This window comes from Myxococcales bacterium (assembly GCA_016706225.1).
Taxonomy (GTDB): Bacteria; Myxococcota_A; Polyangia; order Polyangiales; family Polyangiaceae; genus JADJKB01.
Window position 1 is genome coordinate 114,229 of record JADJKB010000010.1, and the last position, 14,004, is coordinate 128,232.

Sequence of the window (14,004 nt, forward strand, 5' to 3'; positions counted from 1 at the left end):
CCCGCCCTCGGTCCTTGCGAGTAGGATTCGCGCGATGGCGTTGAGCCGGCGTGGCATCTTGGGACTTTCAGCCTGCTTCGGGCTCGGCGGCCTGATCGGCGCCCGGCTCGGAGTGCCCAAGGCCCTCGGTCCCGGCGCGCCGCGCCCCGTCACCGGTCGCGCTCGGGCGATGGTCGAGGAGGCCTACGACGGGCTCGACCGAACCCGCATCTGGGACGCCCACGTGCACATCACCGGCATCGGGACCGGCGGCAGCGGATGCTGGGTGAACCCCGATTCCCGCCGCCTCACCTCACCCTGGCGCAACTTCAAGTTCGACGTCTTCCGGGAGGCCGCTGGCATCAGCGACATGGCCAGGGCCGACGCCCAGTACGTGGAGCGGCTGTTGGCCCTGCACCATTTGTCGAACCCCCAGGGCCGACTGGTGGCGTTTGCCTTCGATTACTTCGTGACCGACGCCGGCGACGAACGACCGTCGGCGACCGAGTTCTTCGTACCCAACGAGTACGTGTTCCGACTCGCCGAAAAGAACCCGGAAATCGTGGCCTGCGCCTCGATTCACCCGTATCGCCCGGACGCCATCGAGCGCTTGAATCAGGCTGAGGCCGCCGGCGCGGTCGCGATCAAATGGTTGCCCAACGCCATGGGCATGGATCCGGCGAGCTCCCAGTGCGACGCATTCTACAAGCGCCTGGCCGAGCTCGACATGCCCCTGATCAGTCACGCGGGGCAGGAGCTGGCCGTGCATTCGCCCGACGCTCAGGAGCTCGGGAACCCGCTACGACTGCGCCGCGCGCTCCAGGCCGGCGTGCGGGTCGTGGTTGCGCACGCTGCGAGCCTCGGCATCGTGGAGGATCTCGACGCCGCGGAGCGACAGAAGCTGCAGTCCTTCGACGCCTTCATGCGCCTGTTCTCGGAGTCCAAATACGAAAAGCTTCTGTTCGCCGACATCTCCGCGATCACGCAGTTTCATCGCCTGCCCGGGCCGCTGCGGGAGCTCCTGAAAGACCAGGGCAAACACGCACGGCTCCTGAACGGGTCGGACTATCCCCTGCCCGCCATCGACCCGCTGATCAGCACACGCATGCTGGTGAAGGAGGGGTTCTTGCGCGCGGAAGACCGCGAACCACTCAACGAGATCTACGCGCACAACCCGCTGCTGTTCGACTTCGTGGTGAAACGCCGGGTCAGCCACGAGTACAACGACCGGACCTACACCTTTCCCCCGAAGGTGTTCGAGACCGCCGCGTTCTTCGAGCGAAAGAAGAGCTGAAAGCGCCGGGGCCCGCTGCTCGGTGCCCGACGCCCGGCGCGTCGTGTAGCCTCGGAGCCATGACCCTGCCGCTCCTGCCGACCACGATGGTCGGCTCGTACCCGCGCCCCGCTTGGTTTCATCACCAGCTCGCCGGCCGCGACCTCTTCGAGGCGTTCAAGGACGCACGTCACAAAGAAGCCTTCGACGACGCGGTGCAGGCGGTCATCCGCGACCAAGAGCGCGCCGGCCTGGATCTCCTGAGCGACGGCCAGATGTGGTTCGACGACTACGACATGGGGATCGGGTCGTTTCTCTGGTACTGGCTCGAGCGCACGGGCGGATTTGGTTCGGCCAAGGTCGCGCACCCGGCGCGGGCCAAGGCCACGGGGCGAGACGAGTGGGCGCTCGACGAAGCCGGCGGTGTCGAGGTCGTCGGGCCCATCACCCGTGGGCCCATCCGTCTGGCCGCGCTGTACAGTCAGGCGCAGCGACACAGCCAGCGTCCGATCAAGGCCTGCGTGGGCGCCGGTCCGGTGCAGCTCTCGACCCTCGCGCACTTCGTCTCGGGCCCGGTCAAAGATCGCTACGCGCTGTCCGAAGCCCTCGCCGACGTGTTCGTCGAGGAGCTCCGCGAGCTCACGGCGGCGGGCTGTGAACACGTGCAGCTCGAAGATCTCGGTGCCTGGATCCCGAGCTTGAGCGGTGACAAGGATTTCGCGTGGGTGAAGGGCATCGTGAACCGCACCCTCTCCGGGGTGAAGGCCCGCAAATCGTGGCATTTTTGCCTGGGCAACGCCTGGGGCAATCGAATGGTGGGCATGACCCGCGGCGGGTACGCCGCCGTCTTGCCGCACTACCTGGACGTCGACGTCGACGAGTTCGTGCTCGACTTTGCCTGCCGTGAGATGGTGGACATCGACGTCCTGAAACAGCTGCCGAAGGACAAGTCCGTGGCGGCCGGGGTGATCGACGTGCGCTCGCTCGAGATCGAGGCGCCCGAGCAAGTGGCCGAGCGCATCCGCAAGGTGCTCGCCGTCGTGCCGCCGGAGCGGGTGACGCTGACGACCGACTGTGGACTGAAACAGCTACCGCGGACGTCGGCCCGGGAGAAACTTCGCAGCTTGGTGGCGGGCGCCGAGATCGTGCGCCGCGAGCTCAACGGCTGAGCCGGCGGCTCAGTCCAGGCGACCGTCCGCGGGCCGCGTCACGCTGGCGAGGACCAGGCGCTGAAAGCGGAACTCGCGGTTTCGCTGGTAGGTGCCCGTGTAGCTGAGCGCGAGCTCGTCGAACGAGACGCCGTGCACGTGGCGAAATCCCTCTTCGTAGAGCATGGGCAGCGGATCGTTGGTGCCGAAGACGAATCGCTCGCCCAGATCCTCGACGTAGGAGCGGGCCGCGTGCTCGAGCTCGTGTTTGCGGCTCGCATCGACGATCTTCTTCATCAGGTGATCGAAGCAGAGGACCGTGTGCGGCTCACAGCCGCTGGCGATGCGTCGGAGGGTGTGGCGGATGGCGCTCTCGTTCAGGTACATCGTCACGCCCTCCCAGGTCACGAGGGCGGGCGCGCTGCTGTCGAAACCCGCCGCGGTGAGGCGCTCGAGGAAGTCATGATGTTCGAAATCGCACTCGACGTAGGTGGCGGCGTCTCGGGGGTAAGCGTCGAGCCGGGCCAGGCGCGTGAGTTTTTCCTGCTGGCTGGCCGGGTGGTCGACCTCGAAGAAGCGGACCCCCGGCGTGGCCAGCCGCGCGGCGCGCGTATCGAAGCCTGCGCCGAGCACGACGACCTGGCGGAAGGCGTTGGGTGCCCGCGTGAAGCGGCGCACCTGGTCGTCGAGCCAGGCAGTGCGGACGGCGATCCACAGCTCCCGGTCGACGAGGAAGCGGTCCACGCCCAGCGCAATTTCCTCCCCCTCGGCGCCGGCCAGAGCTCCGGCCCAAGGATCTTGGATCAGCGGCTCCGGCCGCGCGCTGGCCCGGGCGCGATACGCCGCAACCATGAGTGCCGTCCGACTCGCGCTGCGTTCAGTCATGGCCGGCCGGAGTCTAATCGGCAAGGCCGAGGCACGTCGACCCGCTTGCAGGCCGACGCGCCGATGTTATGGTCCGCGGCCTCCGGGGTGTACCTCAACCTGGTAGAGGGCCGGCTTTGGGTGCCGGCTGTTGGTGGTTCAAATCCACTCACCCCGACCACTCTTCCGCGATCACTCACAGCTCATGGTGGCGTAGGTGTTCGTCCCCGCCACGACCTCGAGCTCGACGCAAGCGGGTGTGGCGTCCGCACAGGCAAACGCCTTCACCGTGCAGGTCTTGTTCGGCGTGTTGAAGACCGCTCGGTACCTTCCCGGGGGGACGTCGGCGTAGCCCACCACGCCGTCCGTGCAACCCGCCACGCATCCAACCACCGTGAGGTCCCCGGCTACCTGGAACTTCTCTTCGACGATGCCAGGATCCTTGGCGCCAGCGATCGGCGAAAGATCGAAGGTCGTGCCCGAATGATCGGTGTTGAGGATGAACTCCTCGGCCGGTCCGGTGCCGACCGAGAGGCCGACCAAGCCCTTGTCCGTGTAGTCGAAGTCCTGGGGGGCAAGCAGAGCCTGGGCGAGCTGGGTATACCAAGTCTTCGTCTGCAAGACCCAGACTCCCAGACCCCCGCTCCTGTATTCGTCGCTGAAGAGTTGTCGCCGCTTCGTGATGAAGTCGAGCTTGCTGTAGGTCACGACGAGCGCCTGGTTCTTGGGCACCGGGAGATCCCCGATGCCGTTCGCGTCCGTGGTGACGCACGGGATGTCCGGAGCCGCTTCGACGCAGATCTCCACCCCGGGAACCGATTTCTTGTCCTGATCGATGACCCAGCTGTGGATCATGCCGTCCAGTGGCAGCGTGGACTTCTTCGCCCCGCCTGAATCGTCCGACGAACAGCCAACCGTCGTGAAGACGATGCCGAGAACCGCCCACCGCTTGTTCATCATGCGGCACCCATAGCTCAGTTCGCCTTCCGGGGACTACTGGAACCCAAGTAGCGCGCGTCCTCCGCTTCGCCGACGCTCAGGTGTGGGTCGCCCCGTTGGCTCCCACCGCTGCGACCGCCGCGGGCTTGGGCTCGACGCCCTGACCGTGGAGATGAGCTTTTGCGATCGCCGCCTCGTTGATCAGTCCGACGAACTGCCCCGCGGCGTCCGTCACGACCAGCTCGGCCACGGCATTCGCGACCATCGTGTCGAGCGCGATACGAAGATCGTCGTCCACCCGGACCGTGGCCGGCGGCCGCATGAAATCGGCGACGTTGGTCAGCGGCAAGAGCGCCGGCTCCGCACGCAGAATGTCGATCTCGTCCCGGGTGATGACCCCCACCACTCCACCCGATGCGTCCAGCACCGCGTACACCTGCTGCGCCGGCGAGCCAGCCAGCAGTTCGAGCACTTTCGCGGCAGGCATCACGGGAACAAAGCTGCAAAACGCGCCGTCTTGTCGCGCTATCTGCCCGACGGTCATGCCCTCCAGCGAGTCCATCACCACCCGGTCGCGCAGCCGCGTGCCATCTTGTTCCAGCAGGGCTTCGTAGATCGGCGTCGGCCGCACCCGGCGCGCGAGAATGTACGCGGTCATGTTGGCGAGCATCAGCGGCAGGATCAGGGAGTAACCCCCGGTCATCTCCACGATGATCAAGACCGAGGTCATCGGCGCACGGATGACCCCCGAGAACACCGCGCCCATGCCCACCAACGCAAACGCGCCGATGGGCTCGGTGTGCCCGAGCAGCAGGTGATCGAGCGAACCCAGCGCACCGCCCAAGGTCCCACCGATGAACAACGACGGCGCGAAGATGCCGCCCGCTCCGCCGCTTGCATACGAGGAGACCGTGGCCACGATCTTCATCACACACAGCACGAGCATGGCCTTGACGGCGAGCTGACCGGTCAGCGCTTGCCCGAGCACCGAGTACCCACCGCCGGTGACACCGGAGACCCCGAGCGTGCCGAAGGTCGCCGCCGCGAGGACGCCCGTCACCAGGCCGCCGACGCCCGGCTGCGCCCACGCCGGAATGCGCGAACGCCGGAACCGCGCCCGCAGGCCCAAGAGTGACTCCGTGAAGAGCAGCGACACACCCGCCGCCGCGACGCCGATGATGGCGTAGATGAGCAGCGACGAGGCGTGGTGCAGACCGTAGTTCTGCGGCACGTGAAAAACCGGGTGCTCACCGAGCACACTGCGCTCGATGACCGCGGCGAGCGCCGCGGCAATGATGACGCCCGAGAGCACGGCCTGGTCGAGATTGCCCACGACCTCCTCGATGGTGAAGGTCACGGCCGCGATCGGCGCGTTGAACGCCGCCGCGATGCCCGCGGCTGCCCCCACCGGGATCAGGCGGCGCAGGCTCTTCGGAGAGACTCCAGTCAGGCGTCCGAGGGTGCTGGCGACGCTCGCGCAGATGAGCACAGTGGGCCCCTCGCGCCCGAGCGACGATCCGGAGCCGATCTGCAGCGCGCTGATGGCGAACTTACCCACCGCGTCCCGCATGCGCAGGCGCCCCCCTTGCACGGCGAAGGCCGCCTTGACCTGCGGGATGCCGCTGCCGCGGGCGTTCGGCACCACCCAGTAGAGCAGCGCTCCGCACACCAGCGAGCCGACTACCGGGATGACGATGGTCCACGCGATCCAGGAGTGTCCGCGGCCGGCCAGCGCGACATCGATGAGATAGCGAGAGAAAACCTGAATCGTCATGTGAAACGCGACGGCGGCGAGCCCACACACGACCCCGATCACCGCCGTTAGCACCACCAGACGCTGGGCCTCGGTCGGCGTGAACTTCAGCTCCGCGCGCAAGAAATACAGTCGCCGCAGCCGAAGCAGCCGGCGCAGCCGCCCCCACAGGCCGACAACGCGGCTCTGGAACTCCGGCCGGGCGGTGCTCTCGGCAGCGGTGTCGGTCTGGGGTCCCGGAGGTTCGTCAGCTTCCACGCCGCGCACCGTAGCACCGCGCAAGCGGTGTCAAGGGCCGATCTCGGCCCGATCGTTTGAGCTCAGAAGATCGGAGGTCAGGCATGGGGCACGCGGCCATCTGGTGTCACAGCAGCACGCCGGCCACACAGGCCACCATGCAGGTGGTCAAGAGGCCGCCGATCATCGCGCGCAGGGCCAGCCGCGACAGGTCGTGGCGGCGTTCGGGGGCGAGCCCGCTGTAGCCGCCAATCTGGATACCGATGCTGCCGAAGTTGGCGAAGCCACACAGGGCGTAGGAGGCGATCAGCCGGCCGCGCTCACTCAGCCACGCCGGATCGCTCTTCAAGGCGGTCGACATGTTCGTGTAAGCGACGAACTCGTTCAGGACGGTTTTTTGACCGAGCAGGCTGCCGACCTTGGTCACGTCTGCGCTCGGCACCCCCATCACCCACGCCAGCGGCGAAAACAGCCAGCCGAGCAGCTGCTCCAGCGACAGCGGACGCCCCAACGCATGAAGGCCGAGCCAGCCCAGGAAGGCATTTACCATGGCCGTGAAGGCCAGGAACACGATCAGCATCGCGCCCACGTTGACCGCGAGCTTGATACCGTCGGTGGCTCCCGAGGCGATCGCGTCGAGCACGTTGACGTTCTCGCTGGGCAGCTCCTTCGGGGCGTGATCCAAGGTCTCCGGCGTCTCGGTCTCCGGCAGCATGAGCTTGGACACGACCAGCGAGGCCGGCGCGCTCATCACGCTGCAGGCGATCAGGTGCCCCGCGATGCCGGGGACGAAGCTGTTCAGCATGGCCACGTACGCCGCCAGCACTCCGCCCGCGGTCGTGGCGAAGCCGGCCACCATGCAGGCCATCAGCTCCGACTGCGTCAGGCGCGCGATGTAAGGGCGGATCACCAAGGGGGCCTCGGTCTGCCCCACGAACACGTCGGCCACGGTGGAGAACGTCTCGGCCCCACTCGTGCCGAGGAACCGAGCCAAGAGATGTGCGGTCTTGCGGATCACCAGCGGCATCACGCGCAGGTGGTAGAGCACCGCCATCAGCGACGAAAAGAACAGGATGGTCGGCAGCACCTGGAACGCGAAGATGAAACCGAAGCTCTTCGGATCCGACACCAGGCTGCCGAACACGAACTCGGCGCCCTTGCGACTGAAGCCGAGCAACCCCTCGACCGCGTCGTTGGCCCAGGCAAATCCCTTGTTGACCGGCGTCCGGAGCACCAAGAACGCAAAACCGATCAGCAGCACCAGACCCCAGCCAACGGTCCGGATACTGACCTGGCGGCGCCGGTCCCCGGGACAAAGGGCGAATGCGAGGGCCATCATCACCAGGATCCCGAAGGCACTGATCAGCCGCTCTTGCATGGGGGCGGCGGGACTATCCGGGGTTTTGCCCGGACTCAAGCGGCGAGCGCGAATGGGACGCAATCTGTGCGCAAGGAGCGACTCCCGCTGATCGCTTGCTGGCAGCGACTTGGCCCCGGGTCGCGCTGGCTGAGACAATTTCCGGGCCATCCGTTCACTCGACAACCGCGGACAAGACCGGCATTTTTAGCCAGGAACCGAAAATGGAGAAGCGTCCCCACGTACTCGGCCTCGTACTGGCGGGAGGAGAAGGCCGGCGCCTCGCTCCCCTCACCCGCGATCGCGCCAAGCCCGCCGTGCCCTTCGGCGCGACCTATCGACTCGTTGATTTTGCGCTCTCGAACCTGGTCAACGCCGGCTACCTGCGCATCGCGGTCCTCACCCAATACAAGAGCCACAGCCTCGACCGCCACATCGCCCAGACCTGGCGCATGTCGCCGTTGTTCGGCAACTTCGTGATGAGCGTTCCGGCGCAGATGCGCATCTCGAAGCGCTGGTTCGAGGGCTCCGCCGACGCCATTTTTCAGAACATGAACCTGATCCGCGACGAGCTCCCAGACTACATCTGTGTGTTCGGCGCCGACCACATCTACCGCATGGACGCCGGGCAGATGGTCGAGGCGCACGTGGAATCCGGCGCCGGCGTCACCGTCGCGGGGATCCGCGTCCCGCGTAACGAGGCCGACCGCTTCGGAGTGATCGAGCCGGACGCAAACGGTCGCATCAAGCGCTTTCGCGAGAAGCCGTCGGACGCCGAGGGGCTGCCCGACGCGCCGGACCAGATCTACGCCTCGATGGGCAACTACGTGTTCTCGCGCCGCACCCTGGAGGCGGCCGTGATCGAGGACGCCAAGAACGCCGAGAGCAACCACGACATGGGCGGCGACATCATCACCATGCTGGTCGAGCGCGGCGAAGCCGCGGTCTACGATTTTGCGACGAACAAGGTGCCTGGATCCACCGACCGCGACCGAGGTTACTGGCGCGACGTCGGGACCCTCGACAGCTATTACGACGCACACCTCGATCTGATCAGCGTCCACCCGATCTTCAACCTGTACAACGAAGACTGGCCCATCCACACCTGGTACGGCTCGCTGCCCCCGGCGAAGTTCGTGTTCGATCAGGACGGTCGCCGCGGCATGGCCATCGACAGCATGGTCAGCGCCGGCACCATCATCGCCGGCGGCTCCGTGCACCGCAGCATTCTGTCGCCAGGGGTGCGCGTCGAACCCGGTTCGGAGATCTCCGACAGTGTGCTGATGCACGAGGTCAAGATCGGCGCCGGCGCCATCGTACGCCGAGCGATCCTGGACAAAAACGTCGAGGTTCCGCCCGGTGCGCGGATCGGCGTGGACGTCGAGGAGGATCGAGCGCGGGGTTTCACCATCAGCGACAACGGCATCGTGGTCGTGGGCAAGGGCGACAACGTGTTGGGCCGGGGCTGACGGTGAACTTGTCCCCACTCCGGGCCGCGCTCGTCACGCGAGAATACCCGCCGGAGGTCTACGGCGGCGCCGGAGTGCACGTCGAATACCTGGCGCGGGAGCTGCGGAAGCTCCTGGACTTGAAGGTTCACTGTTTCGGCGGCGCGCGTCACGCAGCCTCCGTCGAGGCCTACAGCGCGTGGAACGCCCTCGCTGGCCCCGAGCCGCACATGGCGGCCCTACGCACCCTCTCGACCGATCTTGCCGTGGCCCGCGCCCTCGAAGGCGCGCAGCTCGTGCACAGCCACACCTGGTACGCGAATTTCGCGGGGCACCTCGCCAAGCTGCTCTACTCCATCCCCCACGTGATGACCTCCCACAGCCTCGAGCCGCTCCGGCCCTGGAAAGAGGAGCAGCTCGGCGGGGGGTATCGGCTGTCGTGTTTCATCGAGCGCACGGCGATCGAGGCGGCCGATGCGGTGATCGCCGTGTCGAACGGCATGAAGGCGGACATCCTCGCCGGCTACCCGGCAGTGCAACCGGAGCGTGTGCACGTCATCTACAACGGCATCGACCCGAACGAATACCAACCCACGACCGGAACCGACGTGCTCGCGCGTTTTGGTATCGACCCCGCCCAGCCCTACGCCGTGTTCGTCGGTCGGGTGACGAGGCAGAAGGGCGTCGTGCATCTGCTGCGCGCGGCTCGCCACTTCGAACCGGGCACCACGCTGGTGCTGTGCGCCGGGGAGCCGGACACGCCGGAGATCGCGGCCGAGGTGAAGGGGCTCGTGGCAGAGCTCGAAGCACGGGACGAACCTGTGATCTGGATCGAGCAGAAGTTGGCTCGCCAGGAGGTGATCCAGATCTTGTCTCACGCCCGGGTGTTCGTGTGTCCGAGTGTCTACGAGCCGTTTGGCATCGTGAACGTCGAAGCCATGGCCTGTGGTGTGCCGGTCGTTGCGTCGGCGGTCGGGGGTATCCCGGAGATCGTCGTGGACGGCGAGACCGGGTTCTTGGTCCCCTTCGAGGCCGCCCCTGGGTCCTCGGCCGGTCCGAAGGACCCCGAAGCTTTCGCACGCGCGCTGGCGGTCAAGGTCAATGCGCTCGTCGCGGGCACCGAGCGCGCCCGCACGATGGGTAGCGCTGGCCGCAGGCGCGCCCTCGCGGAGTTCAGCTGGACCGAGGTCGCGAAACGCACCGCCGAGCTCTATTTCTCGCTGACCGAGCGCTGAGCATCCCCCTCGACGGGACCGCCGGTTCCGGGCATCATTCCTTGACTTGTCCCAGGCCGACGAAGATTCCATGGACCTGTTCGATGAGCCGTCGGAGGACGAGCGGACGGCGGTCGTCCACCTCGGCGACCTGAAGCGTTCTTCACTGCCCGCCAAGCCCGATCGACACATCCTGGTGCGCATGGACAGCGCCAACGTCGGCCAGGTCTTTCCGCTCGACTCTCAGGAGTTCTCCCTGGGCCGCCACACCCAGTCCACCATCGTGCTCACCGACGACGGCGTCAGCCGCAAACACGCCCGCGTCGTGCGCGATGGTGAGCGCTACGTGCTGGAAGACCTGGGCAGCGCCAACGGCACGTTCCTCCGCGGCACCAAGATCGACCGCCACCCGCTGAAGGACGGCGACGTGTTCCAGCTCGGCCCGACGGTGATGTTCCGCTACACGTACACGGACGCGAGCCAAGAGCGCATGCTCAACAAGCTCTACGAGGCGTCGGTGCGCGACTCGCTGACGGGCTGTTACAACCGTGAGCACTTCGAGGAGCGGCTCAAGGTCGAGGTGGCCTACGCTCGCCGCCACAACACCGTGGTGTCGCTCGTGATGTTCGACCTCGACCACTTCAAGAAGATCAACGACACCTATGGGCACCCCGCCGGCGACGCCGCGCTCATCTACGTGTCGGAGCGGGTCAGCGGAGGGCTGCGTACCGAGGACGTTTTTGCCCGCTACGGCGGCGAAGAGTTCGCGGTCATCTTGCGCGGCATCGACCTCGAGGGCTCGCGCAAGGTCGGTGACCGCATGCGCTCCATCGTCGCCGCCACGCCGGTGAAGTTCGAGGACAAGACCTTCGTGGTGACGATGAGCGTCGGCTGCTCGACCCTGGCCGATTGCCCCGATCCTTCCACGACCGCGCTGGTCGCCATCGCCGATCGGCGGCTCTACGCCGCCAAACACGGCGGTCGCAACCGGGTCGTCGCCGAGGGCTGACCGGGGCTATCAGTCACCGGGGCGACTGCGCGGCCCGCGTTCGTCGCTCCACACGTCGAGGCGCCGCAGGTCCTCCCAGACCTGACCCGGCGAGGTGTAGCGGTACTGTTCGTGCCGCCGCAGCATGACGCTGGTGATCTGCCCAATCGGCGTGCCCAGCGCCGCTGCTCGAGCCCGCGGCGCCCCCTCTTTGATCTGGTGCATGACCTCGTCGTAACCCGCGGAAAATTCGATCGGATACTCTCCGGTGTGCATCGCAAACATCAACATGCCGAGCTGGTACAGGTCACTCTGTTTGGTCGTGTAACCGCTGGCCAGCACCTCGGGCGCCATGATGCGGTGATGCACGACCGTCGGGCGCACCGCGTGCTGCCCGTACATTTCTTGAGCGATGCCGAGATCGCTGATCTTGCAAGTCAGCTTCTCACCCTGCACGACCAGGATGTTGCCGGCGTGCAGATCGTTGTGCACGAGCTCGTTGTCAGCCAGGTACTGCACGGCAAACAGCAGCTGCCGCATCATCTCCACTACCAGTCGGTCCGTGAAGGGTGTGCCAATCATGTCCTCGAGGGCGTGGTCACAGCGCTCGAGAACCAGATAGAAGAGCCCACCGGCCTCGAAGAAGTCGAAGACGTACACGATGTTCGGGTGGCGCAGCCGATACAGGCGCTCCGCCTCACGCATCCACTCCTCGCGCACGTCGGCGTAGGCGCGGTTGGCCGGCTGGAACACCTTGAGCGCAAACTGCTGATCGAACGGCCCCACACACTCGAACACGGCACCAAAGGAGCCATCCCCGATCAGGTTACCGATCAGATAATTGAAGCCCCGGGGCGAACGGACGACCCCTCCGGTCATCGGGAAGGCCAGCGAGCCACTCATGAACTGCGTCACGAAATTACCTAGTTTTACGACGTCGCTTGCCTCAGCGCCCAATCTTCGCTAATAGCCCGCCCTCCTGTTATGTCCAACCGTGCACTTTGGAACGTCCGCAAGCGCCATGTGTGGCTGAGCACACCGCTGAAGAAGAAGCGCCTCACCCTCCGCAAGCGCCTCCGCATCGGCTTGGAGCAGGCGCTGGAGCGCAAGCGCGCAAAAGAAGCAAAGCCGGACGAGCCGCAGCCCGCCGACTGAGTCAGGCGCCGCTCTCGCCCCCCTCCCCGTCCCAGGCGGCGGCCCAGGTCATGGTGCGCGTCGATCGCGCAAAGCCCAGACGGCCGTCTCGCCCGATCAGGATCAGGCCGCCCGTCGAGCCCACGCGGGTGGAAAGCTCGACGATGGCGTTCTCCGCGACGTGTCTTGGAGCCTCGCCTTGGCGAAGGGCCCAGACCGCCGCCGAGCACATCGCCACGCGCAGGATCCCCTCCCCGTGTCCCGTCGCACTCGCAGCCCCACCGCGGTCGTCCGCGTAGGTCCCGGCGCCGACGATGGGGCTGTCGCCGACCCGACCGGGACGCTTGCCCACCATGCCGCCAGTGCTGGTCGCCGCCGCAACGTGTCCCGCCCGGTCCCGCGCGACCGCCCCCACGGTGTTGCCTGCCCATCCGCTGACGGTGCCCGAAGCCAGCGCTTCGGCCAGCTTCTCCCGTGCGCTGTCGGTGATCATGCTGGCGGCCTCGGCGGGTGAGAAACCGGCGGCGAGCGCGAAGCTCCGAGCGCCTTCCGCCGCGTAGAGCACGTGAGTGCCATCCGCGAGCACCGCGCGCGCGATCGCGATGGGGTTCTTGAACGGCGGCAATACACACACCGCGCCGGCCGCGAGATCCGAGCCGTCCATGATGCAGGCATCGAGCTCGAGGCGGCCGTCTGCGCACAAACACGCGCCCGTTCCGGCGTTGAAGACGGGATCGTCCTCGAGTACTTGCACGGCGCGCTCCACGGCGTCGAGGGCGCTTCCGCCGGCGAGCAGCAGGGCTCGACCGGCCTCGGCAGCGGCGCGGCAGCCCGCGACGTGGCGCTCGATGCGCGACTGCGGAACGTCGCCGGCGCCACCGTGGACCAACACCGAGAGCTCGCCCCCGGCACAACCCCATGCAGCGGTCATGCTCATGCCGATCTCCTGGCTAGCGACCAGGCCGTCTGCAGTCCGAGGGGCGCGGCCGCGAGCACCAGGCTCCACGCCGACACACCGAGTGTGGCAACGACGTGCAAGAGCACCACCGAGAGCGCGAGCGCAAGAAGCGCTGCGAGACCCCGGGCGAAGCTTCCGATCGGCACGACGCCCCAGACGGGTGCGGCCAGCGCGAGGGGCGCAACCAACCGGGCGGCTGCGCCTCGCCCCGGCCGCACCGGGCCTCCCCCCTCGGGGACGACAGCCTCGACGAACGCGATGCGACCGTCGGGGGAGACGCTGGCTCCGCTCGGCAGATCTCTCAGCGCGCCGTCCACACTCGCAAAACTCTGGCTGCCCTGCACGACCGGAAACAACGCGCCGACGTCGGACCACGGCGCTGCCACACCCACGATCGCCAGGGCTCCGATCAACAGGCCCGCGGCAAGCACACCTCGTGTCTGGGAGAGCGGAGACGCACCCAGCGCGGCGAGGGACAAGAGCTCGCCGCGTGCGCGACACTGGGCGAGCACCAGCTGCTGTGCGATCACCGCGATGGCCGGCAGGAGCACCGCCATGCGGGCGGAGCGCGTGCCCAGAGTACTTGCCGCTTCGTCGGTCGCGATCGCCACCAAGGACACGAGGACCGAGAGCACGAGCCCGAGCACAACACAGCGTCGGGCGAGCATCCGGTCGTAAGCGTGCATCGCTGCCGGATAGTTGCCCGATCGCC

13 protein-coding genes and 1 tRNA gene are annotated in these 14,004 nt (G+C 67.0%); 7 read left to right on the forward strand and 7 right to left on the reverse strand.

Going from position 1 to position 14,004, the window contains the following annotated elements; translation table 11 throughout:
• Window positions 1-34: 34 nt before the first annotated feature.
• Window positions 35-1,273: an amidohydrolase family protein gene (locus IPI67_18405; GenBank protein MBK7582165.1), complete on the forward strand. Its 1,239-nt coding sequence runs from the start codon at window positions 35-37 to the stop codon at window positions 1,271-1,273.
• Window positions 1,274-1,332: 59 nt separating this feature from the next.
• Entirely contained in the window at window positions 1,333-2,421 is a 1,089-nt protein-coding gene (locus tag IPI67_18410; protein MBK7582166.1) for a hypothetical protein, read from the forward strand.
• Window positions 2,422-2,430: 9 nt separating this feature from the next.
• Here the strand turns inward: IPI67_18410 and IPI67_18415 are convergent, their stop codons facing one another.
• Window positions 2,431-3,285: a class I SAM-dependent methyltransferase gene (locus IPI67_18415; protein ID MBK7582167.1), complete on the reverse strand. Its 855-nt coding sequence runs from the start codon at window positions 3,283-3,285 to the stop codon at window positions 2,431-2,433.
• 83 nt (window positions 3,286-3,368) lie between these two features.
• On the opposite strand from IPI67_18415, the gene IPI67_18420 reads away from it, so the two are divergent.
• Window positions 3,369-3,445 (forward strand) — tRNA-Pro (locus IPI67_18420).
• Between the two features lie 11 nt (window positions 3,446-3,456).
• On the opposite strand, the gene IPI67_18425 is transcribed toward IPI67_18420, so the two are convergent.
• From IPI67_18425 to IPI67_18435, 3 genes are all read right to left on the reverse strand, one after another.
• On the reverse strand, window positions 3,457-4,224 hold the full coding sequence (locus tag IPI67_18425) for a hypothetical protein (GenBank protein MBK7582168.1): 768 nt from the start codon (window positions 4,222-4,224) through the stop codon (window positions 3,457-3,459).
• Window positions 4,225-4,300: 76 nt separating this feature from the next.
• A complete protein-coding gene (locus IPI67_18430) occupies window positions 4,301-6,214 on the reverse strand; it encodes a chloride channel protein (protein ID MBK7582169.1) in 1,914 nt (637 codons plus the stop codon).
• 106 nt (window positions 6,215-6,320) lie between these two features.
• Window positions 6,321-7,571 carry a NupC/NupG family nucleoside CNT transporter gene (locus IPI67_18435; GenBank protein ID MBK7582170.1) on the reverse strand — a complete coding sequence of 417 codons (1,251 nt, stop codon included), beginning with the start codon at window positions 7,569-7,571 and terminating at the stop codon, window positions 6,321-6,323.
• Window positions 7,572-7,774: 203 nt separating this feature from the next.
• Between IPI67_18435 and glgC the strand changes: the two genes are divergently transcribed.
• The 3 genes from glgC (at window position 7,775) to IPI67_18450 (ending at window position 11,221) form a co-directional block, all read left to right on the forward strand.
• Complete coding sequence (glgC, locus tag IPI67_18440) at window positions 7,775-9,019, forward strand: glucose-1-phosphate adenylyltransferase (GenBank protein ID MBK7582171.1); 1,245 nt, start codon at window positions 7,775-7,777, stop codon at window positions 9,017-9,019.
• Window positions 9,020-9,027: 8 nt separating this feature from the next.
• A complete protein-coding gene (gene glgA / locus IPI67_18445; protein MBK7582172.1) occupies window positions 9,028-10,233 on the forward strand; it encodes a glycogen synthase in 1,206 nt (401 codons plus the stop codon).
• A gap of 70 nt (window positions 10,234-10,303) precedes the next feature.
• The gene (locus IPI67_18450; GenBank protein MBK7582173.1) at window positions 10,304-11,221 is read left to right on the forward strand and encodes a diguanylate cyclase; all 918 of its coding nucleotides are present in this window, start codon (window positions 10,304-10,306) and stop codon (window positions 11,219-11,221) included.
• Window positions 11,222-11,230: 9 nt separating this feature from the next.
• Here the strand turns inward: IPI67_18450 and IPI67_18455 are convergent, their stop codons facing one another.
• Window positions 11,231-12,079 (reverse strand): serine/threonine protein kinase, encoded by an 849-nt coding sequence (locus tag IPI67_18455; protein ID MBK7582174.1) that lies wholly within the window; start codon window positions 12,077-12,079, stop codon window positions 11,231-11,233.
• Window positions 12,080-12,184: 105 nt separating this feature from the next.
• Between IPI67_18455 and IPI67_18460 the strand changes: the two genes are divergently transcribed.
• Entirely contained in the window at window positions 12,185-12,355 is a 171-nt protein-coding gene (locus IPI67_18460; protein ID MBK7582175.1) for a hypothetical protein, read from the forward strand.
• Window position 12,356: 1 nt separating this feature from the next.
• On the opposite strand, the gene IPI67_18465 is transcribed toward IPI67_18460, so the two are convergent.
• Together IPI67_18465 and IPI67_18470 are read right to left on the reverse strand one after the other, a co-directional pair.
• On the reverse strand, window positions 12,357-13,271 hold the full coding sequence (locus IPI67_18465; protein ID MBK7582176.1) for an isoaspartyl peptidase/L-asparaginase: 915 nt from the start codon (window positions 13,269-13,271) through the stop codon (window positions 12,357-12,359).
• Window positions 13,268-13,978 (reverse strand): hypothetical protein, encoded by a 711-nt coding sequence (locus tag IPI67_18470; GenBank protein ID MBK7582177.1) that lies wholly within the window; start codon window positions 13,976-13,978, stop codon window positions 13,268-13,270. The genes IPI67_18465 and IPI67_18470 overlap by 4 nt, the downstream gene beginning before the upstream one ends.
• Between the last annotated feature and the right edge of the window lie 26 nt (window positions 13,979-14,004).